This window comes from Tistlia consotensis USBA 355 (genome assembly GCF_900177295.1).
Lineage (GTDB): Bacteria > Pseudomonadota > Alphaproteobacteria > Kiloniellales > DSM-21159 > Tistlia > Tistlia consotensis.
The window spans coordinates 25,587-51,301 of sequence record NZ_FWZX01000010.1 but is presented as its reverse complement, the minus strand read 5'-3'; the positions used below and the strand labels follow the sequence as shown (position 1 = coordinate 51,301).

21 protein-coding genes are annotated in these 25,715 nt (G+C 72.5%); 8 read left to right on the top strand and 13 right to left on the bottom strand.

All coding sequences use genetic code 11. From position 1 onward, the window contains the following. Positions 1 to 18: 18 nt before the first annotated feature. Entirely contained in the window at positions 19 to 930 is a 912-nt protein-coding gene (locus tag B9O00_RS13820; RefSeq protein ID WP_085123276.1) for a LysR family transcriptional regulator, read from the bottom strand. Between the two features lie 213 nt (positions 931 to 1,143). On the opposite strand from B9O00_RS13820, the gene B9O00_RS32500 reads away from it, so the two are divergent. Continuing rightward, positions 1,144 to 1,386 (top strand): DUF1127 domain-containing protein, encoded by a 243-nt coding sequence (locus B9O00_RS32500; protein WP_143596233.1) that lies wholly within the window; start codon positions 1,144 to 1,146, stop codon positions 1,384 to 1,386. Between the two features lie 62 nt (positions 1,387 to 1,448). On the opposite strand, the gene eda is transcribed toward B9O00_RS32500, so the two are convergent. From eda to B9O00_RS13770, 9 genes are all read right to left on the bottom strand, one after another. Further along, complete coding sequence (gene eda, locus B9O00_RS13810) at positions 1,449 to 2,102, bottom strand: bifunctional 4-hydroxy-2-oxoglutarate aldolase/2-dehydro-3-deoxy-phosphogluconate aldolase (protein WP_085123274.1); 654 nt, start codon at positions 2,100 to 2,102, stop codon at positions 1,449 to 1,451. Next, positions 2,099 to 3,697, bottom strand: coding sequence for a glucose-6-phosphate isomerase (gene pgi / locus B9O00_RS13805; RefSeq protein ID WP_085123273.1), 1,599 nt, complete (start codon positions 3,695 to 3,697; stop codon positions 2,099 to 2,101). The genes eda and pgi overlap by 4 nt, the downstream gene beginning before the upstream one ends. Before the next feature lie 24 nt (positions 3,698 to 3,721). After that, on the bottom strand, positions 3,722 to 5,542 hold the full coding sequence (gene edd, locus B9O00_RS13800; protein WP_085123272.1) for a phosphogluconate dehydratase: 1,821 nt from the start codon (positions 5,540 to 5,542) through the stop codon (positions 3,722 to 3,724). A 16-nt stretch (positions 5,543 to 5,558) separates the two neighbouring features. Next, entirely contained in the window at positions 5,559 to 6,251 is a 693-nt protein-coding gene (pgl, locus tag B9O00_RS13795) for a 6-phosphogluconolactonase (protein WP_085123271.1), read from the bottom strand. After that, complete coding sequence (zwf, locus tag B9O00_RS13790; protein WP_085123270.1) at positions 6,248 to 7,714, bottom strand: glucose-6-phosphate dehydrogenase; 1,467 nt, start codon at positions 7,712 to 7,714, stop codon at positions 6,248 to 6,250. Before zwf ends, pgl begins: the two co-directional genes overlap by 4 nt. Further along, the gene (locus B9O00_RS13785) at positions 7,714 to 8,658 is read right to left on the bottom strand and encodes a carbohydrate kinase family protein (protein WP_085123269.1); all 945 of its coding nucleotides are present in this window, start codon (positions 8,656 to 8,658) and stop codon (positions 7,714 to 7,716) included. The genes zwf and B9O00_RS13785 overlap by 1 nt, the downstream gene beginning before the upstream one ends. Beyond that, positions 8,658 to 9,491: an ATP-binding cassette domain-containing protein gene (locus B9O00_RS13780; RefSeq protein ID WP_085123268.1), complete on the bottom strand. Its 834-nt coding sequence runs from the start codon at positions 9,489 to 9,491 to the stop codon at positions 8,658 to 8,660. Before B9O00_RS13780 ends, B9O00_RS13785 begins: the two co-directional genes overlap by 1 nt. Then, positions 9,488 to 10,552, bottom strand: a complete 1,065-nt coding sequence (locus B9O00_RS13775) for an ABC transporter permease (protein WP_085123267.1) — start codon at positions 10,550 to 10,552, stop codon at positions 9,488 to 9,490. Before B9O00_RS13775 ends, B9O00_RS13780 begins: the two co-directional genes overlap by 4 nt. A 65-nt stretch (positions 10,553 to 10,617) precedes the next feature. Next, positions 10,618 to 11,640, bottom strand: coding sequence for a sugar ABC transporter substrate-binding protein (locus tag B9O00_RS13770; RefSeq protein ID WP_085123266.1), 1,023 nt, complete (start codon positions 11,638 to 11,640; stop codon positions 10,618 to 10,620). 200 nt (positions 11,641 to 11,840) lie between these two features. Between B9O00_RS13770 and B9O00_RS13765 the strand changes: the two genes are divergently transcribed. Continuing rightward, positions 11,841 to 13,064 (top strand): ROK family transcriptional regulator, encoded by a 1,224-nt coding sequence (locus B9O00_RS13765; protein WP_218822909.1) that lies wholly within the window; start codon positions 11,841 to 11,843, stop codon positions 13,062 to 13,064. 12 nt (positions 13,065 to 13,076) lie between these two features. On the opposite strand, the gene B9O00_RS13760 is transcribed toward B9O00_RS13765, so the two are convergent. From B9O00_RS13760 to B9O00_RS13750, 3 genes are all read right to left on the bottom strand, one after another. Continuing rightward, complete coding sequence (locus tag B9O00_RS13760; protein WP_085123264.1) at positions 13,077 to 13,913, bottom strand: amidohydrolase family protein; 837 nt, start codon at positions 13,911 to 13,913, stop codon at positions 13,077 to 13,079. Then, positions 13,910 to 14,941 (bottom strand): aldo/keto reductase, encoded by a 1,032-nt coding sequence (locus B9O00_RS13755; RefSeq protein ID WP_085123263.1) that lies wholly within the window; start codon positions 14,939 to 14,941, stop codon positions 13,910 to 13,912. The genes B9O00_RS13760 and B9O00_RS13755 overlap by 4 nt, the downstream gene beginning before the upstream one ends. Before the next feature lie 66 nt (positions 14,942 to 15,007). Beyond that, a complete protein-coding gene (locus B9O00_RS13750) occupies positions 15,008 to 16,624 on the bottom strand; it encodes a peptidoglycan-binding domain-containing protein (RefSeq protein ID WP_085123262.1) in 1,617 nt (538 codons plus the stop codon). A gap of 496 nt (positions 16,625 to 17,120) precedes the next feature. Here B9O00_RS13750 and B9O00_RS13745 point away from each other — a divergent pair, with 496 nt between their 5' ends. The 6 genes from B9O00_RS13745 to B9O00_RS13720 all read left to right on the top strand — a co-directional run bounded on the left by B9O00_RS13745 (position 17,121) and on the right by B9O00_RS13720 (position 25,679). Then, on the top strand, positions 17,121 to 18,263 hold the full coding sequence (locus B9O00_RS13745; protein ID WP_200808504.1) for an ABC transporter substrate-binding protein: 1,143 nt from the start codon (positions 17,121 to 17,123) through the stop codon (positions 18,261 to 18,263). A 61-nt stretch (positions 18,264 to 18,324) separates the two neighbouring features. Next, positions 18,325 to 20,136 (top strand): sugar ABC transporter ATP-binding protein, encoded by a 1,812-nt coding sequence (locus B9O00_RS13740; protein ID WP_085123260.1) that lies wholly within the window; start codon positions 18,325 to 18,327, stop codon positions 20,134 to 20,136. Beyond that, entirely contained in the window at positions 20,133 to 21,728 is a 1,596-nt protein-coding gene (locus B9O00_RS13735) for an ABC transporter permease (RefSeq protein WP_085123259.1), read from the top strand. The genes B9O00_RS13740 and B9O00_RS13735 overlap by 4 nt, the downstream gene beginning before the upstream one ends. Continuing rightward, positions 21,725 to 23,101, top strand: coding sequence for an ABC transporter permease (locus B9O00_RS13730; protein ID WP_085123258.1), 1,377 nt, complete (start codon positions 21,725 to 21,727; stop codon positions 23,099 to 23,101). Before B9O00_RS13735 ends, B9O00_RS13730 begins: the two co-directional genes overlap by 4 nt. A gap of 86 nt (positions 23,102 to 23,187) precedes the next feature. Next, positions 23,188 to 23,889 carry a bacteriorhodopsin gene (locus B9O00_RS13725; protein ID WP_085123257.1) on the top strand — a complete coding sequence of 234 codons (702 nt, stop codon included), beginning with the start codon at positions 23,188 to 23,190 and terminating at the stop codon, positions 23,887 to 23,889. 83 nt (positions 23,890 to 23,972) lie between these two features. Beyond that, on the top strand, positions 23,973 to 25,679 hold the full coding sequence (locus B9O00_RS13720) for a flotillin family protein (RefSeq protein ID WP_085123256.1): 1,707 nt from the start codon (positions 23,973 to 23,975) through the stop codon (positions 25,677 to 25,679). Positions 25,680 to 25,715: the final 36 nt, after the last annotated feature.

The following is a 25,715-nucleotide window of genomic DNA, read 5'->3' as shown; positions in this document are numbered from 1 at the left end:
TTATAATCTGGCTTTCCGTCACGGCTCCTTCTCCCAGGGCGGCACCGGCGAGAAGCAGCCGACAAGATAGTCGATGAACAGGCGCACCTTGGCCGGAAGGTTCCGCTTGTCGGCATAGAGGGCCAGGATGTCGGAGCTCTCGTCGGCATAGTCGGGCAGCAGCCGGACCAGCCGGCCGCTCTCGAGGTCGCCGCCGATCAGGTAGGTCGAAAGCCGTGCGACGCCGATTCCGGCGAGCGCCGCGTGGTAGATCGCGTCGGCGCTGTTGGCCTCGAAGTTGCCGCTCGGCAGGCAGAGGGTCTCGCCGTCCGGCAGCTCCAGGTGCCAGTCGTTCCACTTCGCCACGGTCGAGAGGCGCAGGCAGTTGTGCCGGGCGAGATCGGCCTGGCGCTCGGGCGGGCCCTGGCGCGCGAGATAGGCCGGCGCGGCGCAGATGACCCGCCGGTTCCGGGCGATCTTGCGGGCGAAGACCGAGCTCTGGTCGAGCTGCTCGGTGAAGCGCACGGCGACGTCCGCCTCGTCCTCGGCGAGGTCGATCCGCCGGTCGGTCAGCTCCAGCGACACCCGGAGGTCGGGGTAGCGGTCGAGGAAGGCCGGCAGCACCGGGATCAGCTGGGCCTTGCCGAAGGCCACGGTCGCGACGACCCGCAGCACGCCCTGGGGATGGGCGCTGACCGCCGAGGCGAAGCGCTCGGCCTCGGCGACGCGCGCCGCGACGTCGGCGCAGGAGCGGTAGAAGGCCTTGCCCTCGCCGGTCGGCGAGAGGCCCTGGCTGGTGCGGTTCAGCAGCCGCACCCGCAGGCGGTCCTCGAGGTGGCCGATCTGCCGGCTGACCGCCGAGGGCGTGTGGCCCAGCTCGCGCGCCGCCGCCGAGAAGCTTGCGCACTCGACGACCTTGGCGAAGAGGATCATCTGGCTCGAGAGATCCATGCCCTGCCTTCCGCTGTGCCGGCGACGCACAGGCGCTTCGACCCGCGAGCGACTTCGCGGCGCCGGCCGCCAGTCCTATTTGTGCAGTGCAACATGAGAGGCCCGGTGCCGCGGCGACCGAAGGACAGTCGCCGGCCGGAGGGCGCCCGCCAACGATGCGGGCCGCCCCGGCGTGACGGACGGCCGGACCTCGCGACGGAAAGGAACTGCATCATGACCGCCAACTTCCTCGACCCCTCCGATTTCCCTGCCAGCCCGCTGCGGCGTTTCGGCCAGGCGATCGCGGAGCTCCGCCAGCGGGCCTTGCTGGCCGCCGACCGTCGAGCCCGGATCGCCCGCATCGTCCGCGAGCTCGAGAGCTACTCCGACCGCGGGCTCGCCGATCTCGGCGTCGCGCGCTGCGACATCCCCCGGATCGCACGAGCCAGCGTCGACGGCGCGCGGCCGGCGCGCTGACCGGCTCCGGTCTTCCCGTTCGTTCGTGGCGGCAGACCGGCCTTGCCGGCCGGCCGCGTCGGTTAGGCTCTGGCCGGGACGACGGCGCCGAGCCCGGCCGCCGTCCGTGCCAGGGCGGTGACCGCTGCCCAGTCGCCGGCCGCGACCAGCCCCCTGGGCGCGACCCAGGAGCCGCCGACGCAGAGCACGTTGGGCAGCCTCAGGTAGTCGGGCGCGTTCGCCGCGCCGATGCCGCCGGTCGGGCAGAAGCTCAGCCCCTTGAGCGGGCTGGCCCAGGCCTCGAGCACCGGCACGCCGCCATTGGCCTCGGCCGGGAAGAACTTCAGGATCTCGAGGCCCCGCTCGGCGCCGGCCATCGCCTCGCTCGGCGTCGCGACGCCGGGCAGCATCGGCAGGCCGGCCTCCTCGGCGGCGTCGAGCACCCTGGCGCTGAGCCCGGGCGAGACGCCGAAGCGGGCCCCGGCCTCGCGGGCGGCGCGCACGTCGGCCGGGCTGCGCAGCGTGCCGGCGCCGACCACCGCGCCGGGCGCGGCCTCGGCCATGATCCGGATCGCCTCCAGGGCCGCCGGGGTGCGCAGCGTCACCTCCAGGGCCTTGAGGCCGCCGGCGACCAGCGCCCGGGCCAGCGGCGCCGCATGGGCGATCTCCTCGACGACCAGCACCGGCACGACCGGGGCAAGGCGGCAGACTTCAGCGATCGACAGCGGCATGCTCATCCTTTCAGCTCCTTGATCCGGCCGACCAGGCCGCGGGTCGAGGCGTCGCCCGCCAGCGGCGCGTCGTCGCGCAGCGCGGGGATCAGGGCGCCGGCCAGGGCCTTGCCGAGCTCGACGCCCCACTGGTCGTAGGAGTTGACGTCCCAGATCGCGCCCTGGACGAAGACCTTGTGCTCGAAGAGCGCGATCAGCCGGCCGAGCGAGAAGGGGTCGAGCTCGCCGAACAGGATCGTCGTCGAGGGCCGGTCGCCGGGGAAGGTGCGGTGCGGCACCAGCCGCGCGATCTCCTCCGGGCTCCGGCCGGCGGCCGTCATCTCGGCCTCGACCTCCTCGGCGCTGCGGCCGAAGGCCAGGGCCTGGCCCTGGGCGAGGCAGTTGGCGAGCAGCAGGGCGTGGTGCTCCGGATCGGCCCGGCGCGGCCGGGCGGCGGCGACGAAGTCGACCGGCACGACGTCGGTGCCCTGGTGCAGCAGCTGGAAGAAGGAGTGCTGGGCATTGGTGCCCGGCTCGCCCCAGATCACCGGGCCGGTCGCCGTCGCGACCGGGCGGCCGTCGCGGGTCACGCGCTTGCCGTTCGATTCCATGTCGAGCTGCTGGACGTAGGCCGGGAAGCGCTCGAGCCGCTGGTCGTAGGGGATCAGCGCGACGGTCGGCCAGCCCAGGGCGTTGCGCCGCCAGATCCCGACCAGGCCGAGCAGCACCGGCAGGTTCCTGGCCAGCGGCGCCTCCCTGACGTGCTGGTCCATCGCCGCGGCGCCGGCCAGGAAGGCGCGGAAGCGCGCGGCGCCGATGCCGATCGCCAGCGACAGGCCGATCGCCGACCAGAGCGAGTAGCGCCCGCCGACCCAGTCCCAGAAGCCGAAGACCCGCTCGGCCGGGATGCCGAACGCGGCGCAGCCGGCGAGGTTGGTCGAGACCGCGGCCATCTGCCTCTCGGCATGGGGGCCGAGCCAGTCGCGCGCGAGCCGCGCGTTGGCCATGGTCTCCAGCGTCGTGAAGGTCTTCGACGAGACGATCACCAGGGTCCGCGCGGGATCGAGGTCGGCGACCGTGTCGGCGAGGTGCGCGCCGTCGACGTTGGAGACGAAGTGCAGCCGCGGCCCGTCGCGGTCGGGGCTGAGCGCACGGGCGGCCATGGCCGGGCCCAGGTCCGAGCCGCCGATGCCGATGTTGACGACGTCGCTGACGGGGCCGCCGGCGCCCGCGACCTCGCCCCGCCGCACCGCTTCCGCGAAGCCCAGGAAGCGGTCGAGCGTGCCGGCGACGTCGTCGCCGGCCGGCGGCTCGGCGCCGCCGCGCAACGCCATGTGCAGCACCGCCCGCTCCTCGGTCAGGTTGACCGGCTCGCCGGCGACCAGGGCGTCGCGCAGCGCCTCGACCCCGGCGGCGCGGGCGAGCTCGACGAGGGCCGCGAGCGCCTGCCCGTCGAGCTTCTCCTTGGAGAGGTCGATCGTCAGGTCGTCGAGGCGGAAGCAGAGCCCGCCGAAACGCCCCGCGTCGGCTGCGAAGAGCTCGCGCAGGTGGATCGGCCGGAGCCGCTCGGCCTCGGCCCGGACGGCGCGCCAGGCCCTGTCCAATGCGTCTGGGCGGTCCATCGTCGCTCCTCTTCTTCTTGTTCTTCAGACCGCGACGGCGGCGCCGGTCTCGGCCGGGCCGACGGCGGCGCGGAAGGCGCCGAACAGCTCGCGGCCGATGCCCTCGTGGTTCGCCGAGAGGTCCGGCCGGGCCGGCTCGCGGGCGGCGAACTCGGTGGCGTCGACCAGCACCTCCAGCGTGCCCGCCTGCGCGTCGAGCCGCACCCGGTCGCCGTCGCGCAGCCGCGCGATCGGCCCGCCGTCGGCGGCCTCCGGCGTCAGGTGGATCGCCGCCGGCACCTTGCCGGAGGCGCCCGACATGCGCCCGTCGGTGACCAGCGCCACCTTGTGGCCGCGGTCGAGCGTGACGCCGAGCGCCGGGGTCAGGGAATGCAGCTCGGGCATGCCGTTGGCCTTCGGGCCCTGGAAGCGGACCACGACGACCAGGTCCCGGTTCAGCTCGCCGGCCTTGAAGGCGGCCTTGACCGCGTCCTGGTCGTGGAACACGCGCACCGGCGCCTCGACCAGGTGGTTCTCGGGCTTGACCGCCGAGACCTTGACGACGGCGCGGCCGAGGTTGCCTTCGAGCAGCTTCAGCCCGCCGCTCGGCTGAAAGGGGTCGGCGGCCGGCCGCAGGATCTCGCGGCTGCCGCTCTCGACGGCGCCGGCGCCCCAGACGACCTGGGCCTCGCCGTTCGCGCCGGGCGCCAGCCGCGGCTCCTCGGTGTAGCGCCTCAGGCCCGGCCCGGCGATGGTCATGACGTCGTCGTGCAGCAGGCCCGCCTCCAGCAGCTCCCCGATCATGTAGCCGAGGCCGCCGGCGGCATGGAAGTGGTTCACGTCGGCGAGGCCGTTCGGATAGACCCGCGCCATCAGCGGCGTCGCCCCCGAGATCTCGGCCATGTCCTGCCAGTCGATCTGCACGCCGGCGGCGCGCGCCATGGCGACCAGGTGCAGCACCAGGTTGGTCGAGCCGCCGGTCGCGTTGAGCCCGACCATGCCGTTGACGAAGGCGCGCTCGTCGAGCACCTCGGAGACTGGGGTGAAGGCGTTGCCCCGGGCGGTGATCGCCAGCGCGCGGCGCGCTGCCTCGGCGGTCAGGGCGTCGCGCAGCGGCGTGTTCGGGTTGACGAAGCTGGCGCCCGGCAGGTGCAGGCCCATGAACTCCATCAGCATCTGGTTGGTGTTGGCCGTGCCGTAGAAGGTGCAGGTGCCCGGCCCGTGGTAGCTCGCCATCTCCGCCTGCAGCAGCTCGTCGCGGCCGATCTCGCCGGACGCGAAGCGCTGGCGGATCTTCGACTTCTCGTCGTTCGGCAGGCCGGAGGTCATCGGCCCGGCCGGCGCGAAGACCGCCGGCAGGTGGCCGAAGGTCGCGGCCGCGATGACCAGGCCCGGCACGATCTTGTCGCAGACGCCGAGGAAGATCGCCGCGTCGAAGCAGTTGTGGCTGAGCGCGACCCCGGCGGCGAGCGCGATGACGTCGCGCGAGAACAGCGACAGCTCCATGCCGGGCTGGCCCTGCGTGACGCCGTCGCACATCGCCGGCACGCCGCCGGCGACCTGCGCCGTGCCGCCGGCCTCGCGCGCCGCCTTCTTGATCAGCTCGGGGAAGCGCTCGAAGGGCTGATGGGCCGAGAGCATGTCGTTGTAGGCCGTGACGATGCCGATGTTGCCGCTGGCCTGGCCGGCGATCGCCGCCTTGTCGCGGCCGCTCGCGGCGGTCACGTGGGCGAGGTTGCCGCAGCTGAGGTGCGCGCGCGCCGGCCCGGCCTCGATGGCGCGGCGGCAGCGCGCCAGGTAGCGGCCGCGGCTGGCGCTCGAGCGCCGGCGGATGCGCTCGGTCACGGCTTCGATGGTGGGATGCATGGCGGCCTCCTGAAGGTCATTCGGCGAAGTGGACGAGGGCGCCGTCGAGCAGCGCGCAGACCGGCGCCGCGCGCGGATCGCCGATCGAGACGGCCCGCTCCAGCGCGGCGCGCTTGTCGGCACCGGCGATGAGGATGTGCCGCTCGCCGGCGGCCGCGAGCACGCGGGCCGGGAGCGTGATGCGGGGCTCGCCGCTGCCCGGCTGCACGGTCGCCACCGCGGCCGGCGCATCGGGGGCCAGGGCGGCCTCGAGCCCGGGCGCGCCGGGGAACAGCGAGGCGGTGTGCAGGTCCGTGCCCAGGCCGAGCACGGCGAGGTCGAGCGGCAAGGCCAGCCGTTCCAGCGCGGCGGCCGTTGCGGCCAGGCTTTCCCCGGGCTCGGCGCCGCCGTCGTAGAGCGGCACGAAGGTCGCAGCGGCGGCCCGGCCGGCGAGCAGCGTCTCGCCGAGCAGCCGCCGGTTCGAGCGCGGGTCCGAGGTCGGCACCCGGCGCTCGTCGGTCAGGGTCACCGTCACCGCCTGCCAGGGCAGCCCGGCGGCGCCGAGCCGGCTCAGCATCGGACCGGGCGTCGTGCCGCCCGGTACCGCGATGCGGGCCCGGCCGGTCTGCTCGACGCGTTGGCGCAGGCGATCGGCCAGGCGCCCGGCGAGCCCCGCGGCGAGGGCCTCGCGCGTCGGATAGACCAGGATCTCGGGGGCGGCCTGGCTCACGCCGCGATCTCCCGCCAGCGCCGGCCGTCGCGGTGCATCAGCATCAGCGCATCCTCGGGGCCGGAGGAGCCGGGATCGTAGGGTGCCGGCCGGTCGCCGCGCTCGTCCCAGGCGGCGATGATCGGGTCGACCCAGGCCCAGGCGGCCTCGACCTCGTCGCCGCGCATGAACAGCGTCTGGTCGCCGCGGATCACGTCCATGACCAGCCGCTCGTAGGCGTCCGGCATCCGGAGGTGGGCCTGGGCGAGCCGGTCGGCGAAGGTCATGTCGAGCTCGGCCGGGGCCAGGCGCAGGCCGCCCGGGCCGGGATCCTTGATGGTCATGCCGAGGGTGATGCCCTCGTCGGGCTGCAGGCGGATCGCCAGCACGTTCTGGCCGGTGCGGCCGGCCGAGCCCGGGAAGATCGAGTGGGGCGCGGGCTTGAAGGCGATCGCGATCTCCGAGACCCGGGCGCGCAGCCGCTTGCCGGTGCGCAGGTAGAAGGGCACGCCGGACCAGCGCCAGTTCGCGACCTCGGTCTTCAGGGCGACGAAGGTCTCGGTGCGGCTCTCCGCCGATTCCGCGTCCGCGGCATAGGCGGGCGTGCCGTTGGCCGCGGCGTACTGGCCGCGCACCACCGCCTCGAGGTCGGTGACCGGGGCGAGGGCGCGCAGCACCTTCAGCTTCTCGTCGCGCACGGCGTCGGGCTCGAAGCGCGCCGGCGGCTCCATGGCGATCAGGCAGAGCAGCTGCAGCAGATGGTTCTGCACCATGTCGCGCATCGCGCCGATGCCGTCGTAGTAGGGGCCGCGCTTCTCGACGCCGACGCTCTCGGCCACGGTGATCTGGACGTGGTCGATGTGCCGGGCGTTCCACAGCGGCTCGAAGAGCGCATTGGCGAAGCGCAGGGCCATCAGGTTCTGGACCGTCTCCTTCCCCAGGTAGTGGTCGATCCGGTAGATCTGGTGCTCTCCGAAGTGGCCGGCGAAACAGGCATTGAGCGCGCGCGCCGAGGCGAGATCGTGGCCGAGCGGCTTCTCGATGACGATCCGCGAATCGGGCCGCGCCAGACCGGCGCCGTGCACCCGCTCGGCGACCTGGCCGAAGAAGCGGGGCGCGACCGAGAGATAGAAGGCGCGCGGCCGCTCGTCGGCATCGGGCAGGGCGGCGCTGAGCTGGCCCCAGCCGTCGCTCGACAGGGCGTCGAGGCGGACATAGTCGATCGTCGAGAGGAAGCGCCGGCGGGCATCGGGGTCGAGTTCGCCGGCGCCGACGAACTCCTCGAGCGCGGCGTCCGCCATGCGCCGGAAGCCGTCCCTGTCCAGCTCGCCGCGCGCGGCGCCGACGATGCGTGCCTCGTCGGGCATCTGGCCGTCGTGGAGCCGGTGGTAGAGCGCCGGGATCAGCTTGCGCCGGGCCAGGTCGCCGGTCGCGCCGAAGACGACGAGATCGAAGGGGTCGACCGGGACGATGCGTGCGACCATCAGGTGATCTCCTCGGCGAGGGACGGCAACTCGGCGCGCCGCGGCAGGTCGGCGCCGCGGCGGGTGCAGGTGATCGCGGCGGCGCCGACGGCGAAGTCCAGGAGCCGGCCGACCTGCTCGCGATCGAGCGCGTCGAGCGCGGCCCGCCGGCGCACCCCGGCCTCGGCGAGACCGGCGATCAGCGCGGCCTGGAAGGTGTCGCCGGCGCCGACCGTGTCGACCACGGCGACCGGCCGCCCCGGCATCGCGACCCGGCCGGCCGCCGAGAAGGCTTCGGCGCCCTCCGCGCCGCGGGTCACGACGACCAGGCCGGCCCCGGCCGAAAGCCAGTGCCCGGCGATCTCGGCGGCGCCGGTCCCAGGATAGAGCAGCGCCAGGTCCTCGTCGCTGACCTTGACCAGGTCGCTGAGGCGCAGGAAACGGTCGACCCGGTCGCGCCAGAGGCCGGTGTCGGGCTCGACGGTGAGCCGGACGTTGGGATCGAGGCTGACCAGGCGGCGGCCGGCCTCGCGCTCGATCAGCGCCAGCAGGCTGGAGCCGACCGGCTCGACGGCGAGCGAGTAGGAGCCGGCGTGCAGCCCCCAGACCTCGGGGCCGAGCGCCGGCAGCTGGTCGGGCCGGACGCTGCGGTCGGCGGCACCCTCGCCGTAGAAGGCGTAGACCGGCACGCCGTCGGCGCCGAGATCGACGAGGCTGAGCGTGCTCGGCCGCGCGCTGCGGACCAGGAGGTCCGTCGCGACCCCCTCCCGGTCCAGCGCCTCGACCAGCCGGGTGCCGAGCCGGTCGGTCGAGATGCCGGTGAAGAGCGCCGCCGGCTGGCCGAGCCGGGCCAGCCCGACGGCGACGTTGAAGGGCGAGCCGCCGATCCGCGCGTCGAAGCGGAGGCTGTGCTCCGCCTCGACGGCGAACAGGTCCCAGAGCGCCTCGCCGCAGACCAGGAACATCAGTGCACCGCGGGGCTCGGCGTTCCGGGGCGCGGCGCGGCGCCGGCGGCGAGGCCGGCCGGCTGGGCGACCTCCTCCGGCGGCTCCATCGCGCCGGTCATGATCGCGACGGCATCGGACATCGAGAAATCCTCCGGCCGGATGACGGCGTGGCGGCGGCCCAGACGATGGATATGGATGCGGTCGGAGACCTCGAAAACGTGCGGCATGTTGTGGCTGATCAGGACGATCGGCAGGCCCTTGGCCTTGACGTCCTGGATCAGGTCGAGCACGCGACGGCTCTCCTTGACGCCGAGCGCGGCGGTCGGCTCGTCCATGATCACCGCGGTCCGGGCGAAGGCCGCCGCCCGGGCGACGGCGACGCCCTGGCGCTGGCCGCCCGACAGGGTCTCGACTGGCTGGCCGATGTTCTGGATGGTCAGCAGGCCGAGCTCCGAGAGGCGCTGGCGCGCCTGGCGGTGCATCTCGCGCCGGTCGAGCAGCCGGCACCAGCGTCCGAGCGGGCCCTTCTGGCGGATCTCGCGCCCCAGGAACATGTTGTCGGCGATCGACAGGGCCGGCGACAGCGCGAGGGTCTGGTAGACCGTCTCGATGCCGGCGTCGCGGGCGGCCATCGGGCCGTCGAAGCGCACCGCCTGGCCGTTGAGCTCGATCGTGCCCTCGTCCGGGGTCACGGCGCCGCAGAGCGCCTTGATCAGGGTCGACTTGCCGGCGCCGTTGTCGCCGATCACCGCGAGGATCTCGCCGGGGTAGAGATCGAAGTCGGCTCGGTTCATGGCGGTCACGTTGCCGTAGCGCTTGACGAGACCGCGCGCCTTCAGGACCGGGTTCATGGCGAAACCTTTCTCAGCCACTGGTCGATCGCGACCGCGACGATGATGAGGGCGCCGACGGCGAACTGCTGCCAGAGGACGTCGACGCCGGAGAGGTTGAGGCCGGAGCGGAACACGCCGACGATCAGCGCGCCGACCAGCGTGCCGAGGATCGAGCCACGCCCGCCGAACAGCGAGCAGCCGCCGATGACAACGGCCGTGATGGCGTCGAGGTTGCCCTCGTAGAAGCTCTGCGGGCTGACCGAGCCGACGCGGCCGATCGCGACCCAGGCGCCGAGCGCGCAGAGGAAGCCGGCCACGACGTAGACCGAGATCAGGACCCGGCCGGTCGGGATGCCGGACAGCGTCGCCGCGTCGCGGTCATCGCCGATGGCGTAGACGTGGCGGCCCCAGGCGGTCTTGTTCAGCAGGAACCAGAAGAGGCCGAAGAGCAGCAGCATCAGGATCGCGCCGCCGGTGAACTGGGCGCCGCCGAGGGCGAAGCGGTCGCCCCAGAACTTGAGCAGCGGCGCCGCCGCGTCGATGTCCTGGCTGCGGATCGACTCGCCGCCCGAGAGCCAGAGGTTGAGCGCGAAGAAGATCTTCCACGCGCCCAGGGTGACGATGAAGGGCGGCAGGCGGAACAGCGTCACGAGCACGCCGTTGAAGGCGCCGCAGAGCACGCCGATCAGCAGGCCGACCGGGATCGCGACGAGCGTCGGCACGCCCAGGTTGACGGCCAGGCTGCCCATGACCACGGAGCTCAGCACCATGATCGCCGCGACCGAGAGGTCGATGCCGGCGGTCAGGATGATCAGCGTCTGGGCGACGCCGAGGACGCCGATGATCGTCACCTGCTGGATGATCAGCGTCATGTTGAACGCGGTGAAGAAGTTGCCGGCGACCGTGCCGAAGACGGCGACCGACAGTGCGAGCACGACGATCGGGACGGCGGTCGGGTTGACGTGCAGGAAGTGATGGAGCTGCTGCAGGGGGCTGCGCTTCACGGCTTCGAAGCGGGCGACCTCGCCGCCCGTGCCGGCCGCCTTCTCGAAATCCTGCATGTCTCTGGCCTGGGCCATTGGATTCCTCCCGTTGCTGAACGACAGGGCGGGCATCGTTGCCCGTACCGCACGCGGGTGACCGCTCAGCCCCAGCAGAGCTTCAGGCCCTCCTCGGAGGTGATCGAGGGGATGCCGTCGATCGGCTTGTCCGTGACCAGCTGGACGCCGGTGTCGGTGAAGTCGAGCCCCGGCGTCGGCTTAGGCCTGGCGCCGGTCCTGGCGTAGTCGACCACCGCCTCGATGCCGAGCGAGGCCATGCGCAGCGGGAACTGCATGGAGGTCGCGCCGATCACGCCCGCCTTGACGTTCTTGACGCCCGGGCAGCCGCCGTCGATCGAGACGATCGTCGCCTGGCTGTCGAGCCCGAAGGAGCGCAGCGCCTCGTAGGCGCCGGCCGCCGCCGGCTCGTTGATCGTGTAGACGAGGTTGAGCGACGGATTGCGCTGCATCAGGTTCTCCATCGCGCGGCGGCCGCCCTCTTCGGCGCCCTGCGTGATGTCGTGGCCGACGATGCGGCCGTCCTTCTCGTCGCCGATCTGCTTCGGGTTGCCGATGTCGATGCCGAAGCCCTCGAGGAAGCCCTGGTCGCGGGCGACGTCGACCGAGATCTGGTTGGCGTTGAGGTCGAGCATGGCGATCTTGGCGTCCTCGGCCTTGTCGCCGAGCCGCGCCTTCGCCCACTCGCCGATCAGCTGGCCGGCCTTGAAATTGTCGGTCGCGAAGGTCGCGTCGGCGGCCGAGGCGGGATCGAGCGGCGTGTCCAGGGCGATGACCAGCAGGCCGGCCTTGCGGGCCCGGGCCAGCGCCGGCACGACCGCCGCCGAGTCGGAGGGCGTGATCAGGATGCCCTTGGCACCGGCGGCGATCAGGCTCTCGATCGCCTCGACCTGGCTCTCGACGTCGCCGTCGTACTTGCCGGCATAGGAGCGCAGCTCGACGCCGAGCTCCTTGGCCTTCGCCTCGGCGCCCTCGCGCATCTTCACGAAGAAGGGGTTGGTGTTGGTCTTGGTGACCAGGCCGACGATGGTGTCGGCCGCGGCAGCCGGTCCGGCGGCCAGGCAGGCGGCCAGGACGGTCGAAGCCATGAGGCGCAGTGCTCGTGTCATGTCGCTTCCTCCTCGAGCTTGGTTCCCTCCGCGGCGCCCGGTCCTTCTTGGCGGGATCGGCTGCGCCGTCGATGACAGGAAGCCATGGGCGGCCTCCTGGGTCAATAAATAAATCACATTGAGTTTGTTATTTGCTTCTCGTCCGGACCATGGTATATCGCGCAGCATCGGCAGCGGTATCGATGCGGCGGGGAGGCGGCATGAGGGGCGGCGACAGCAGTGGGCTCAGGGCCTACAACGAACGGCTCATCCTGAACGCGATCCTGCGCGCCGGCGCCCTGTCGAAGGCGGAGATCGCGCGCGCGACCGGGCTGAGCGGCCAGGCCGCCTCGGTGATCGTCAACCGCCTGCTCGAGGACGGGCTGCTGATCAAGCGCGACAAGGTGCGCGGCCAGGTCGGCCAGCCCTCGACGCCGATCGCCGCCAACCCCTCGGGGGCCTTCTCGCTCGGCGTCAAGATCGGCCGGCGCAGCGTCGACGCGGTGCTCGTCAACCTGCTCGGCGAGGTCATCGCCAGCCGCAGCCAGAGCTACCGCGTGCCCTATCCCGAGGCGACCGTCGAGACGGCGGCCCGCCAGGCGAACGGCCTGCTCGCCGAGCTCGACGAGGCCCGCCGCGAGCGGGTCGTCGGGCTCGGCATCGCGATGCCCGGCGAGCTGCACGGCTGGGCCACGGAGCTGGGGCTGGCGGCGGACGCGCTCGCCGGCTGGCGGGAGATCGATGCCGCGCGCGCCCTGGAGGAGGCGACGGGGCTGTCCTCGGCGCTCTACAACGACGGCACCGCCGCCTGCGCCGCCGAGATGATCGTCGGCGACGGCATCGTCCGGCGCAGCGCGCTCTACGTCTACCTCGGCACCTTCATCGGCGGCGGCGTGGTGCTCGACGGCCGGCTCTATCGCGGCGAGCAGCTCAACGCCGGCGCGATCGGCTCGATGCCGACCTGCGCGGGCGACCCGCAGGCGCGGCCCGAGCAGCTGATCCACCGCGCCTCCGTGATCGCCCTGGAGCGCGTGCTGGAGGCCGCCGGGATCGAGGCGGCGAGCGCGCTGTCCGGCGCGGACCTGCCGGCGGCCGAGCCGATCTTCGAGGCCTGGGCCGAGGGGGCCGTCGCCGTGCTCGCCCGCTCGGTGGTCTCCGCGCTCGCGGTCATCGACTTCGAGGCCGTGGTGGTCGACGGCCTGCTGCCGCCGTCCTGGCGCCGGCGCTTCACCCTGCGCCTGGCGGAGGCGCTCGAGGGATTCGACTGGACCGGCCTGCAGCCCGCCGAGATCCTGCCCGGCTCGATCGGCCCGATGGCCCGCGTGCTCGGCGCCGCCATGCTGCCGCTGAAGGCGCGCTTCTCGCCCGACGCCGAGCTCGTCGTGCGCAGCGTCGCGAGCCTGGTCGTCGGCCCGAACGGGGCCGCAGGCGAAGCCTCCGCCTGACCCGGCCGCGGCTCAGCCGCCGAGCCGGTAGAAGGCGGCGGCGTTGCCGCCGAAGACCGCGGCCCGCTCCGCCGCGTCGAGCCCCGACAGCAGCGACCGGGCCGCCGCGTGCCAGGCCCGGTAGCTGCCGGCCAGGGTCAGCACCGGCCAGTCGCTGCCCCAGATCAGCCGCTCGGGGCCGAAGCAGTCGAGCAGGTGCTCGACGTAGGGGCGCAGCCGTGCGGCACTCCAGCCCGGCCCGTCCTCGGTCGCGAGGCCTGACAGCTTGCAGACGGCCGGGGTCTCGCACGCCAGGCGCTCGATCCAGGGTGCCCAGTCGGCGAAGCCGCCGTCGCGGATGCGCGGCTTGGCGCCGTGGTCGATCACGGTCGGCAGGTCCGGGTGGCGTTCCAGCAGGCGCAGGACCTTCGGCAGGTGATGGGGATGGACGAGCGCATCGAAGCTCAGGCCGCAGGCGACCAGCGCCTCGAAGGCCGGCGCGCGCTCCGCGCGCAGCATCCAGTCGGGGTCGGGCAGGTCCTGGATCATCGGGCGCAGGCCCTTGAGCCCCGGCCGCTCGGCCAGCCGGGCGATGCGCTCCGGCGCGTCCGCCGCCTCGAAGTCGCTCCAGCCGACGACGCCGGCGACGAAGGGGTGGCGCCCGGCGAGGTCGAGCAGCCAGCCGGTCTCGGCCTCCGTCGGGGCCGCCTGGACCAGCACCGTGCGCGCGACGCCGCAGGCCTCGAGCTCGGGGGCCAGGTCCTCGGGCCCGAAGTTGCGGTAGAGCGGCGCGAGGTCCGGAGTCAGCCAGCCGTAGTCGCCGCGCTCGAGCCGCCAGAAGTGCTGGTGGGCGTCGACGGCACCGCTCATGGGCCGCCGTCCGGGACCGGCGCGTCGGCGCGCAGCAGGCCCTCGTGCCTCAGCTCGCGCCACAGCTCGGCGGGCACCGGCTGCCCGAGTGTGGCGACGTTGCGCGCGACCTCCGCCACGGTCTGGCCGCCGGGGATCACCGAGACGACCGCCGGATGGGCCAGGGGGAAGTGCAGGGCGGCCGTGGCGAGCGCCACGCCGTGGCGCTGGCAGACCGCCTCGATCGCCCGCACCCGCTCCACGACCTGCGGCGGCGCCGGCGCGTAGTCGTAGCGCGCGCCCGGCACCGGTCCGGTCGCCAGGATGCCGCTGTTGTAGGGGCCGCCGACGACCACGCCGATGCCGCGCTCGAGGCAGAGCGGCAGGAAGCTCTCCAGCGCCTCCTGCTCCAGCAGGGTGTAGCGGCCGGCCAGCAGGAAGAGGTCGAAGTCGCCGCGCCGCGCCAGGGTCTCGCAGACCTGCCATTCGTTGACCCCGGCGCCGATCGCGGCGACCGCGCCGGCCTCGCGCAGCTCGACCAGGGCCCGGTAGCCGCCCGCCATGACCTCCTCGACGCGCCGGTCCGAGGCCGCGCGCGAGCCGTGGGTGAAGGCGTCGACGTCGTGGATGTAGAGGAGGTCGAGACATTCGATGCCGAGCCGCCGCCGGCTGTCCTCCCAGGAGCGCAGCACCCCATCGTAGGAGTAGTCGTAGACGATGCGGGCGTGGGGCGTGTCGACGAAGTTGCCGGCCTGCTCCTCGCCCGCTGCACAGGGCTCCAGCAGCCGGCCGACCTTGCTCGACAGCAGGTAGGAGTCGCGCGGCCGGCCGCGCAGCGGCCGGCCCAGGCGCAGCTCGCTCAGGCCGTAGCCGTACTGCGGGGCCGTGTCGAAGTAGCGCAGGCCCGCCGCCCAGGCGGCCTCCAGCGTGCGCTCCGCCTCGGCCTCCGGGATCGCGCGGTAGAGGTTGCCGAGCGGCGCGCCGCCGAAGCCGAGGACGGTGAAGTCGAGCGGCACCCCCGCCCGGGTCGTGAAGCGTCGGGTCTTCATGGCGTCATGCTGGCGCCGGGCGGGCGGGCCCGGTCAAGTCCCGCGCGGGGGGGCGCCGGCCTGTGCCTAGCGACCGGCGCCGGCCCGGGAGCCGTCCCAGCCGGCGGCCTTGGCGTGGTTCGGCAGGCCGCGCACCGGCACGCCGAACAGGCCGCCAATCGCCTGGCCGACGCCGTTGATCATGCCGCTGACCGCATCGCCCAGGCCGCGGGCGAAGGTCTTGTTCGAGGCCAGCGACTCGCGCCCCATGCCGGATTGCAGGCGGCGCAGCAGCGCGACGTCGACGACGCCGTCGGGCGTCACGCCGATGCGGCGCTGGAAGGTCCGCACGGCGGCCCGGGTCCGCGGACCGGCGACGCCGTCGGCCGGGCCGGCATCGATGCCCCGGCGACGCAGCGCGCGCTGGACGCTGGCGACCAGCCGGCCGTGCTGCAGGCCGTCGCCGCGCGCGCCTGCCGCCACCGGGTCCGGCGGCTGCGGCGCGGGAGTCAGCTCGGCGACCTGGCGGCGCAGCGGAACCGAGGCGGCAAGCACGACCGGCAGGTCCTGCCCGGGAGCGCCCTCGACCGGGCGGACCTCGACCGCCGCGATCGCCTCGGGGGCGTCGGCGACGGCCCTGGCCAGGGGCGGCGAGCCCGGCGCCGGGGCCACGACGCCTGGCGGTCCTGCGGCCGGTGCCAGGGGGGCGGCTGCCACGGCCGGCGAGGCGCCCGGCTCCGCGACTGGCCTCGCCGGTGCGAAGGCGCGCGTCGGGACCAGAAGCTGGCGCCCGGCCGCCGCCGGCAGGGCGAGCGGCAGCGCGGCGACCGCATCGACTGGCGCCGGCGCGGCTGCGGCGACCACGATCGGCTCGGCCGCGACCCCGCCGGCGATCGGGCCCGGCCCGGCCGGGACGGCCGTGCCGGTCTCCGCCACGTCCGGCGCAGCCGCCGGCTCGGGCAAGGGGCCCGACGTCGGCGGGACAGGCAGGGCGGCGAGCAGGGGGCCGGGAGCGGCCGTATCGACGCGCGCGGTCGCCGTCGCGGCCGGCACGACGGTCTGCGGGCGTCGCACCGGCGCCTGGGCGGCGGCGGTCGGCGGGGCCGGCGGCGTCGCCTCGACCCACGCGACCTGCGCGTCCCGGACGTCGTCGGGCGGCGAGGCCGGAAGCAGCGACAGCACCGCGATCGCCAGGCCGGCCGATCCGGCGAGCGCCGCCGCGGCGAGGGCGGGGCGTGCGCCGGCGGGCCAGGCCGTGCTTCCGGGCCTTGCGGGGCGCTGTCGTCGTCCGGACGGCCGTTCCGCGGCCAGCGGCGGACGCGCGGCGGGTCCGCCGCGGCGCGGCTCCGGCGCCAGCCAGTCGAGCGCCTCGAAGGGCGGCGGTGCGTCGGCCGCCGCGGCATCCCGCTCGATCAGCCGGCGGTCCGACAGGCCCGCCGTCCACTCGGCCGCCCAGTCGATCGGCTGCCGGCCCGGTCCGGCCAGCGGCTCGGCCGGCTCGCCGGAGAAGCGCCGGCCGAGCGCGTCGATCTCCTCGGCCGCGCCGGGTCCCGGGTCCGCCGGCGCGCGGCTCCGGGCAGCCTGACCCCGGGCGGGTCGGCGTGCCGCCGGCAGGGCTTCGCCGCGTACGATCGCCGCGAAGCTGCTGTCCCAGTCGGCGGGCGGAGCATGGTCCCCGAACGAGGTTCGTCTGACGCGTCGCATGCGGCGGGATTCGTCTCCGGCTTGCAGGTTCCCGATGCCGCGCCGGCGGGCGCGGCCCCGGGATTCGAAGGGGCTGGCACGATCGCTTCAGACTCTGGCCATGGGAATCGGGCCATCTCGTGACGTCCGGGCGGACGACCGGAAGCGGTGTCGATCAGTGATATGTCTTTCTCAGATAGAGTCTCAGATGCCGGCCCCTACTTGCTGAAAATCAAAAGAAAATGAGAAATCACTGCGCGTCTATTTCGATATGCGAAATCGATGGCATCGAGGGCGAAGTAGGCGCTGAGTTGCGACGCCTTGACCATTGACGCACGGGGCGGCTTTTGAGAAGGTTCATTACCTCGATAGGCGTTCAGCCTATTGAACGGTGCGAACAAGGGCAGAAAAACTGCCCGCATACAAATGAATAAGCACGGATCGCCACAAGAGCGACCGTAATAAAAACATTGGGAGGACAGTCACAATGAGACTTCCATCAGCATTGGTATGTTCGGTGGCGCTGTCCCTCTTGGCGTGGTCCGGCCTCGCCTCGGCGGCAGGTCTCGACGAGCTGCCCAAGGACATCCAGCAGCGCCTCTACAACAAGGACATGCTGGATCCGCAGCAGCCGATCGGGCCGAGTGCCTATCGGGACTGGAAGGCGCCGCGCAAGGCGCCCTGGACGATCGGCTACGCCAGCTCCTATGCCGGCAACACCTGGCGCGCCATGGCCATGGACCGGCTGCAGAACGTGATCATCCCGAAGTGGAAGAAGCTCGGGCTGCTCAAGGACGTGCTGGTCACCCAGTCGAACCTGAAGGACTCGGTGCAGATCCAGCAGATCCGCCAGCTCGTCGACCAGGGCGTCGACGCGATCATCGTCTGCTGCTCCAATCCGACAGCGCTCAACCAGTCGGTCAAGTACGCCTACGACAAGGGCGTGCCGGTCTTCTCCTTCACCGGCTACCTGACCTCGCCCTACGCCGTGAACTCGTCGAACAACTATCAGCTCGGCGGCTTCCAGGTCGGCTCGGCGCTGGCCAATCAGATCGGCGGCAAGGGTAACGTCCTGGTCGTCGAGGGCATTCCCGGGACCTCGGGCTCCGACTCCCAGGACCGCGGCATGAAGGCGGGCCTGGCGTCGCATCCCGACGTCAAGATCACCGGCGACGTCGCCGGCATGTGGACCGACCAGATCGGCCAGGCCGAGGTCCAGAAGTGGCTGGCCACCCATCCCGGCAAGCTCGACGGCATCGTCGTGCAGTCGGCGGCCGAGCTCGGCGTGCTGCGGGCCCTGCAGCAGTCCGGCCGTCCGATGGTGCCGGTCACGATCGGCGGCGAGACCGGGGCGCTCTGCTACTGGCGCAAGCACCCCGAGTACCTCAAGGAGGCCTACCAGCTGTGGCCTCCGGGAGACGACATCGAGCTGACCTGGAACATCATGATGCGGACGCTCCAAGGCCAGGGTCCGAAGATCCAGTCGGTGCTCGTCGACTCGGTCAAGTTCACCTTCGACGACGTCAAGAAACGGATGGGCGAGGACTGCGACGAGAACTCCGACAAGTGGGAGAACGTCGGCATCGAGAACTGGGGCGGGACCGACTACCTCGACCAGTTCTTCCTGCGCCCCGCCGATCCGGAGAAGTACAAGCCCTAAGGCCGCCCGGACCCGTCTCGGCACTGTCCGCAGCATCGATTGCTTCGGGATCGATCGGCAGATGTCTCCTGACCAACCCGTCGGCCAGTCTGCCGGCCAGTCTGCCGGCCAGTCTGCCGGGCCGGGTCATCATTCGAGCGGTGCCGTCGAGGAAGCCTCGGCGGCACCGCCGATCTCCTCGACCGGCGACATCACGCTGACCGACGTGCGCAAGTCGTTCGGGGTCACCCGGGCGCTCGACGGCTGCACCTTCACCGCCTCGCTCGGCGAGATCCACGCCATCGTCGGCGGCAACGGCTGCGGCAAGAGCACCCTCGCCAAGGTCATGTCCGGGGTGCTGCCGGCCGATTCCGGCCAGGTCTCGGTGATCGGCCACACGCCCTCGACGCCGCACGAGGCGCGGGCCGCCGGCATCGCCACGGTGTTCCAGGAGGTGCTGGTCGCTGACGAGTGCTCGGTGGTCGACAACCTCTACCTCGGCGCCGACGAGCTCTGGTCGAAGGCGCTGCCGATGAAGGCGAAGATCCGCAACGCCACGGCGATGATGCGGGAGCTCGCCGCCGTCGAGCTCGACGTCGAGGCGCCGGCCGGCACGCTGCCGCTCTCGGTCAAGCAGTGGGTCACCATCGGCCGCGCGCTGCTGTGGCAGCCGAAGGTGCTGATCCTCGACGAGTCCTCGGCCGCCCTCGACCTCGATTCCACCGAGCGGCTCTTCGCCAAGATGCGCGAGCTGCGCGACCAGGGCTCGGCCGTGCTGATCGTCACCCACCGCATCGCCGAGCTGATCCGGATCAGCGATCGCGCGACCGTGCTGCGCGACGGCCGTGACGTCGGCGTGCTCGGCCGCGGCGAGATCACCGAGGAGAACCTGCTGGCCCTGATGACCGGGCGCAGCGAGCCGCCCCACGTCCCGGCCGCGGTCGCCCAGGAGGTGCTGCGCCACGACGTCGTCATGAAGACCAGCAAGCTGCGGGTCTGGCCCGAGGCCGAGCCGATCGACTTCGCCCTGCACAAGGGCGAGGTGCTCGGCATCGCCGGGCTCGACGGCCAGGGCCAGAGCGACTTCGTGACCGCCCTGGCCGGCGTCAGCCGGGCCGCCGAGGGCCTGCCGCAGGTCCGCACCGCGGCCGGCGGCTTCGCCGAGATCCGCGGCCTCGCCGACGCCGCCGCCGAGGGCGTCGGCTATGTCTCCGGCGACCGCAAGCGCGAGGGCATCTTCGCCAACCTCAGCATCTTCGAGAACCTGCTGATGCCGCTCTACCGGCGCACCGCGCTGGCCGGCAAGCTCGCGGTCATCGACTGGTCCAGCCTGACCGCGGCCTTCGAGTGGGAGGTCGAGCGGCTGGCCGTGCGCATGGGCGAGCGCTCCAACAAGATCACCTCGCTCAGCGGCGGCAACCAGCAGAAGGTGCTGATCGGCCGGGCCTTCGCCCTCAATCCCTCGATCCTGGTGCTCAACGATCCGGCGCGCGGCGTCGACGTCGGCGCCAAGGGCGAGCTCTACAAGCACCTCTCCGCCTTCGCCGAGCGCGGCCGCTCGGTCGTCTATCTCTCCAGCGAGATCGAGGAGTTTGTCGGCTTCGCGACGCGCGTGCTGGTGTTCCGCCACGGCACCCTGTTCGACGAGTTCGCCGGCGACGCGATCGAGCCGGCCAGCATCCTCGAGGCGATGTTCGGCCAGCGGCGCGGCACCGGGGCGCGCGGCACCGGGGGCCACGGCGCGCGGCGGCAGGGCGACGCCGCCGCCGGGCCGGAGGCGGAAGAGGGCGCCCGCAGGGTACCCGGCATGATCCCCGGCAGCGCCGGCCTGCCGCCCTGGATGCGCGGCACGCGCCGTGCGGGGCGCGACGCGGGCGACGGGGGCGGGCGATGAGCGACAGCCTTCCGACCGCGACGCCGCTCCGCGCCGGCGCCGCCGCGGCCAGCACCTACCTGCTGGTCCCGATCATGCTGTTCTTCGCCCTCTTGATCGTCGCGGTGCTGCGCAGCGAGAGCCTGGTGACCAGCGCCGGCCTGGGCAGCGCGGTCATCGTCGTGACCCCGCTGGTCCTGGCGACCTATGCCCTGATGGCCCTGGCGATCGCCGGGCGCGGCACGGTCGACCTCTCGATCGGGCCGCTGATCGGCTTCGTCAACGTCACGCTGATCCAGCTGTTCGACCAGCAGTTCCTCGATTCGCCGGTCGCCTTCGTGCTCTACGCGCTGGCCGTCGGCGTCGCCTACCAGCTGGTCATGGGCCTGATCATCGTCTTCGTCCGGGTGCAGCCGATCATCGTGGCGCTGAGCGGCTATCTCGCGCTGTCCGGCGTCAACCTGGTGATCATGCAGCGGCCGGGCGGCGTGGCGCCGGACTGGATGCAGTCCTGGGGCCTCGGCATCTCGGTCTTCTCGCCGGTCACCCTGATCCTGATCCTGGCCACGGTCGCCTGGCTGCTGTTCACCCGCACGGCCTTCTACGGCCACCTGCGGCTGATGGGCTCCGACGAGCGGGCCGCCTTCACCAGCGGCGTGCGCATCAACGTCGTGCGGCTCGGCGCCCACGCCATCGGCGGCCTGTTCGCCGGCCTGGCGGCGCTGACCTACACCTCGCTGATCAGCTCGGGCGACCCGACCCAGGGCACGACCTACACGCTGATCGCGGTGACCGCCCTGGTGCTCGGCGGCGCCAGCCTGGCCGGCGGCCGCGGCGGCGTCATCGGCTCGCTGCTCGGCGCGGTCAACATCTACCTGATTACCTACGTGCTCGCGACCTTCAACTTCGGCGCGGTGCAGAGCTTCGTCACCGACCTCGCCTACGGCACGATCCTGGTGCTCTCGCTGCTGCTCACCGTCGTCCTGCCGCACATCCGCGGCGTCGTGCGCAGCGTCTCGCCGCTGCTGTTCTTCGCCGTGCTGTCGCTGATCGCGCTCGGCGTCATCATCCACGCGACCTACGACTACTCGAAGCCCGGCGCGGAGGCCGGCGCCGGCGCGGGCAGCAGCGGCATCACGGTGCTCGGCGCCGAGCCGGCGGCGCCGGCCAGCGACTCGGGCTCCGGCATCACGGTGCTGGGCTCGGGGTCGAGCGCGCCGGCCGGCGATGCCGGCACGGGCATCACCGTGCTCGGCGGCCCGACCGAGCCCGCCGTCCCGGCGGCGCCCGCCGCTCCGGCCGCGGCGCCGCCGCCGCAGCCGGCGCCGGCCTTCATCTTCGAGGCGGGCAGCCCGGCGCCCGACGTCGAGGCACCGGTGCCGCCGTCGGCGCCCCGTCTCGCCGGCCCGCTGGCGATCGCCGGCCTGCTGATCCTGTCGCTGCTGGTCATCCTCAGGACCATGGTCGCCCAGGCCGGCGCCAGCCGCAGCCTGGCGCCGCTGGTCTATGTCGTGGTCGCCGCCGTGGTGCTGCTCGGCGTCTACGCCGCCGCCGATCCCTCGGGCGTCGGGCTGCTCGGCGGGCCCGCGGCGCGCACGGAGGGCCGCGGATGAGCCCGGCGACCGCGACCGCGCTGAAGTGGACCGGCCTCGCGGTTGCCGCGATCGTCGCCGGCGTCGGCCTGATCTTCGGCTTCTACGAGGGCGTGCCGGCCCAGCAGGTGATCCTCTACACCGCGGCGACCTTCGCCCTGGTCGCCTGGGTCTGGCGCAGCTACACGACGCGCTGGGCCGAGGGCGCGAGCGCCGTCGAGGCCTCCCGCGAGGGCGCCGGCAGCCGGCGCCGCGCCTGGCGCGCCTTCGCGCGCAACTACCGCTGGATCATCGCCGGGCTGGTCGTCCTGCTCGCCGTGTTCGGCATCTGCTCGGCGACCATCACCGGCTTCTTCTCGGTCCTCAACATCATCTCGCTGCTGGTCCTGATCGGGCTGCTCGTCTTCTCGTCCTTCATGAGCAGGTTCGTCGTCGAGAACCGCAGCGCCTTCATCGGCCTGACCGTGCTGGTCGGCCTCTTCGTGGTCGGCTCGCTGAAGGTCGAGGGCTTCGTCTACGCCAATAACATCAAGTCGATGCTGCTCTTCGCCTCGTTCCTGGGGCTGGCCTGCGTCGGCCAGACCATGGTCGCGCTGCTCGGCGGCCTCGACCTCTCGATCCCCTTCGTCATCGGCGCCGCCAACGTCGGCCTGCTCTACCTGATCGGGCTCGGCGTGCCCGCCTGGTTCGCGGTCGTCCTGATCATCCTGCTCGGCGTGGCGATCGGGCTGCTCAACGGCTTCCTCAGCTTCCGGCTGCAGGGCCAGGCGCTGATCCTGACCCTCGGCATCGGCTTCGCGGTCTCGGGCCTGACCCAGATCCTGACCAGCCTCGGCTCGCGCTTCGCCGGCAACGTCTTCGGCTCGGTCCCCGAGTGGCTGTCGAACCTCGCGGCGATGAACGGCCGGACCTTCGGGCTGGAGGTCCCGCCGGTGATCGTCATCTGGCTGGTCGTCGCGGCGCTGCTGATCGTCGGCATGAAGAACACCGTCTATGGGCGCTACCTCTACGCGCTCGGCGGCAACCGCGTCTCGGCGGCGCGCCTCTCGATCTCCGAGCGCGGCTACTGGACCGCGGCCTACGCGATCAGCGGCGGCGTCTCGGCGATGACCGGCGCGCTGCTGCTCGGCTGGAGCGGCGGCGGCTTCATCGGCGTCGGCCAGCCCTACCTCTTCATGACGCTGGCCGCCGTGGTCATCGGCGGGACCTCGCTGCTCGGCGGCCATGGCGGCTACGGCTTCACCGTGATCGGGGTGCTGGTCCTGCAGGTGCTGACCTCGTTCCTGGTCGGCATCGGCCTCGACTACCAGTGGCAGCAATTCATCTTCGGCCTGCTGATCCTGCCGATGGTCGCGCTCTACGCGCGCTCGCCGCACATCCGCACGCAGGTCTAGGCCGATCGGGGGACGGGAAATGGACGCATGGCGGACGGGTGGAACGGAAGCGGGGCGGCGGCCAAGCCGCCCGCGGGAGGTGTGCGATGACCGTTGAGCTGCTGCAGCCGACCGACGTGGCCGGCGGCACCTACTCGCTGGCCCTGGTCGGCATGCTCGGCACCGCCGTGCTGCTGTTCCTCGGCACCGGCTGGGTGTCCCGCCAGTGGAAGCTGCCGGTCGCGCTGGCCGGGCTGGTCGCGCTGATCGCCGCCGCCTTCTATCTCGAGGCGCGCGAGGCCTGGGCGGCCGCCCAGCACCTGCCGGTGATCTACCGCTACATCGACTGGCTGGTCACCGTGCCGATCCAGGTGCTGACGCTCTACTTCTTCATCGCCGCGGTGGCGCGGCCGCCGGTCGGCCTGTTCTGGCGCCTGCTGGTCGTCGCCGTCGTGATGATCCTGGCCCGCTACATGGGCGAGGTCGGCTTCATGCACCCGACGCTCGGCTTCCTGATCGGCATCGTCGGCTGGCTCTACATCCTCGGCGAGGTCTGTTTCGGCAAGCTCGGCGAGATCAACTCGAAGAGCGCCAGCGAGACGGTGCAGACCGGCTTCTTCTGGCTGCGCCTGGTGGTGACGGTCGGCTGGGCGATCTATCCGCTCTGCTACTTCATCGCCAGCTTCGCCGGCGGCATCGACGATGCGGCGCTCAGCATCGTCTACAACCTCGCCGATTTCGTGAACCGGATCCTCTTCGCGCTGATCGTGCTCTACGCGGCGCTGCGCGAATCGGTGTCGACGCGATGACCGGGCGATTCCCGCGCTTCGCCCCGGACCGCGACGGAGGCCGCGAACGCGGGCCTCACGGCCTTGACAAGGAGGCTTGAGAGATGAACGGCGCAAACATCATTGCCATCATCATCTTGGCGACGATCGTCGTGGCGGTCGCCGTCTACCTGCTGCACTGGCTCTACCGCCGCTCGACCAAGGACGTCTCCTTCGTGCGCACCGGCTTCGGCGGCGAGAAGGTCGTGATGGGCGGCGGCGCGCTGGTGCTGCCGATCGTCCACGACGTCACCGAGGTCAGCATGAACACGCTGCGCCTCGAGGTGCGGCGGGGCGCGGAGCACTCGCTGATCACCAAGGACCGGATGCGCATCGAGGTCACGGTCGAGTTCTTCGTCCGCGTCGTCCCGGCGCCCGAGGCGGTCTCCGCCGCGGCCCGCACCCTGGGCCGCCGGACGATGAACCCGGAGAGCCTCAAGGACCTGGTCCAGGGCCGCTTCGTCGACGCTATGAGCCTGGTCGCGGCGACCATGACCATGGAGGAGATCCACGAGCACCGCGGCACCTACATCAAGGGCGTCCAGGAGCAGGTCGGCGACGCGCTGACCAAGAACGGCCTGGAGCTCGAGGCGGCTTCGCTGACCAGCCTCGACCAGACCGACATCAAGCTGTTCAACCCCTCGAACGCCTTCGACGCCGAAGGCCTGACCCGCCTGACCGAGCAGATCCAGGCGCGCAAGAAGAAGCGCAACGACATCGAGCAGGACATGGCGATCGCCGTGCGCAACAAGAACCTCGAGGCCGAGAAGCTGGCGCTCGACATCGACCGGGACAGCGAATACTCGCGCCTCGCCCAGGAGCGCGAGATCGCCTTGCGCCGGGCCCAGCAGCGCGCCGAGATCGCGCTGGAGAAGACCCAGCGCGAGCGCGAGATCGAGGAGGCGCAGATCCGCGCCGACGAGGAGGTCGACCTCGCCCGGATCCGCAAGGAGCGGGCGATCGAGGCCGAGCGCATCGACCGCGAGCAGGAGATCGAGCGCCTGGAGGTGCAGCGGCGCCGCGCCCTCGAGATCGAGGAGCAGGAGCGCGCCATTGCCATCGCCGAGAAGTCCAAGGCGCAGTCGGAGGCCCAGGCCGCCGCCGAATCGGCGCGCTCGGCGATGGTCCAGGCCCAGGAGAAGGTGATCTCGCTGCGCGACAAGGAGATCGCCGAGCGGCGCAAGCTGATCGAGCTGATCGAGGCCGAGCAGGAGGCTCAGCGCGCGGCGATCAAGCTGGTCGCCCAGGCCGAGGCCGAGCGCAAGGCCGCGGCCGAGCGGGCCGAGGCCGAGAAGGTCTCGGCCGACGCCGCGAAGTACCGCTACGCCGTCGATGCCGAGGGCCAGCGCGCGCTCAACGAGGCCGAGAACCTGCGCTCCGACGCCAGCCGGCGCAGCGCCCTGCACCGCCGCCTGGTCGAGAACCTGCCGGAGATCATCCGCGAGAGCGTCAAGCCGATGGAGCGGATCGAGTCGATCCGCATCCTGCAGGTCGAGGGCCTGCCCGGCCTGAGCGGCGGCGCCGGCGGCGACGGTGCCGGCGAGCCGGGCGACCTGGCCGGCGGCGGCGAGGGAACGACGCGGCGGCGCAGCCTCGCCGACAGCGCGGTCAACGCCGCCCTGCGCTACCGCGCCCAGGCGCCCTTCGTCGACGACCTGCTGCAGCAGATCGGCATCTCCGCGGCCGAGGTCGGCAATCTCCAGAAGGTGCTGAAGGCGCCGCCGCCCCGGGACCCCGGCCCGCAGGAGACGGGCCCGGCCGGGAAGGCCTAGCGGCGCGGGACCGGGGGACGCCGGGACGGTGACGGA

Excerpts from the sequence above, each read along its gene's own strand:
- B9O00_RS13820 (WP_085123276.1), bottom strand. The coding sequence starts at position 930 with ATGGATCTCTCGAGCCAGATGATCCTCTTCGCCAAGGTCGTCGAGTGC.
- B9O00_RS32500 (WP_143596233.1), top strand. The coding sequence starts at position 1,144 with ATGACCGCCAACTTCCTCGACCCCTCCGATTTCCCTGCCAGCCCGCTG.
- eda (WP_085123274.1), bottom strand. The coding sequence starts at position 2,102 with ATGAGCATGCCGCTGTCGATCGCTGAAGTCTGCCGCCTTGCCCCGGTC.
- pgi (WP_085123273.1), bottom strand. The coding sequence starts at position 3,697 with ATGGACCGCCCAGACGCATTGGACAGGGCCTGGCGCGCCGTCCGGGCC.
- edd (WP_085123272.1), bottom strand. The coding sequence starts at position 5,542 with ATGCATCCCACCATCGAAGCCGTGACCGAGCGCATCCGCCGGCGCTCG.
- zwf (WP_085123270.1), bottom strand. The coding sequence starts at position 7,714 with ATGGTCGCACGCATCGTCCCGGTCGACCCCTTCGATCTCGTCGTCTTC.
- B9O00_RS13785 (WP_085123269.1), bottom strand. The coding sequence starts at position 8,658 with ATGTTCCTGGTCTGCGGCGAGGCGCTCTGGGACCTGTTCGCCGTCGAG.
- B9O00_RS13780 (WP_085123268.1), bottom strand. The coding sequence starts at position 9,491 with ATGAACCCGGTCCTGAAGGCGCGCGGTCTCGTCAAGCGCTACGGCAAC.
- B9O00_RS13775 (WP_085123267.1), bottom strand. The coding sequence starts at position 10,552 with ATGGCCCAGGCCAGAGACATGCAGGATTTCGAGAAGGCGGCCGGCACG.
- B9O00_RS13770 (WP_085123266.1), bottom strand. The coding sequence starts at position 11,640 with ATGACACGAGCACTGCGCCTCATGGCTTCGACCGTCCTGGCCGCCTGC.
- B9O00_RS13765 (WP_218822909.1), top strand. The coding sequence starts at position 11,841 with ATGAGGGGCGGCGACAGCAGTGGGCTCAGGGCCTACAACGAACGGCTC.
- B9O00_RS13760 (WP_085123264.1), bottom strand. The coding sequence starts at position 13,913 with ATGAGCGGTGCCGTCGACGCCCACCAGCACTTCTGGCGGCTCGAGCGC.
- B9O00_RS13755 (WP_085123263.1), bottom strand. The coding sequence starts at position 14,941 with ATGAAGACCCGACGCTTCACGACCCGGGCGGGGGTGCCGCTCGACTTC.
- B9O00_RS13750 (WP_085123262.1), bottom strand. The coding sequence starts at position 16,624 with ATGCGACGCGTCAGACGAACCTCGTTCGGGGACCATGCTCCGCCCGCC.
- B9O00_RS13740 (WP_085123260.1), top strand. The coding sequence starts at position 18,325 with ATGTCTCCTGACCAACCCGTCGGCCAGTCTGCCGGCCAGTCTGCCGGC.
- B9O00_RS13735 (WP_085123259.1), top strand. The coding sequence starts at position 20,133 with ATGAGCGACAGCCTTCCGACCGCGACGCCGCTCCGCGCCGGCGCCGCC.
- B9O00_RS13730 (WP_085123258.1), top strand. The coding sequence starts at position 21,725 with ATGAGCCCGGCGACCGCGACCGCGCTGAAGTGGACCGGCCTCGCGGTT.
- B9O00_RS13725 (WP_085123257.1), top strand. The coding sequence starts at position 23,188 with ATGACCGTTGAGCTGCTGCAGCCGACCGACGTGGCCGGCGGCACCTAC.
- B9O00_RS13720 (WP_085123256.1), top strand. The coding sequence starts at position 23,973 with ATGAACGGCGCAAACATCATTGCCATCATCATCTTGGCGACGATCGTC.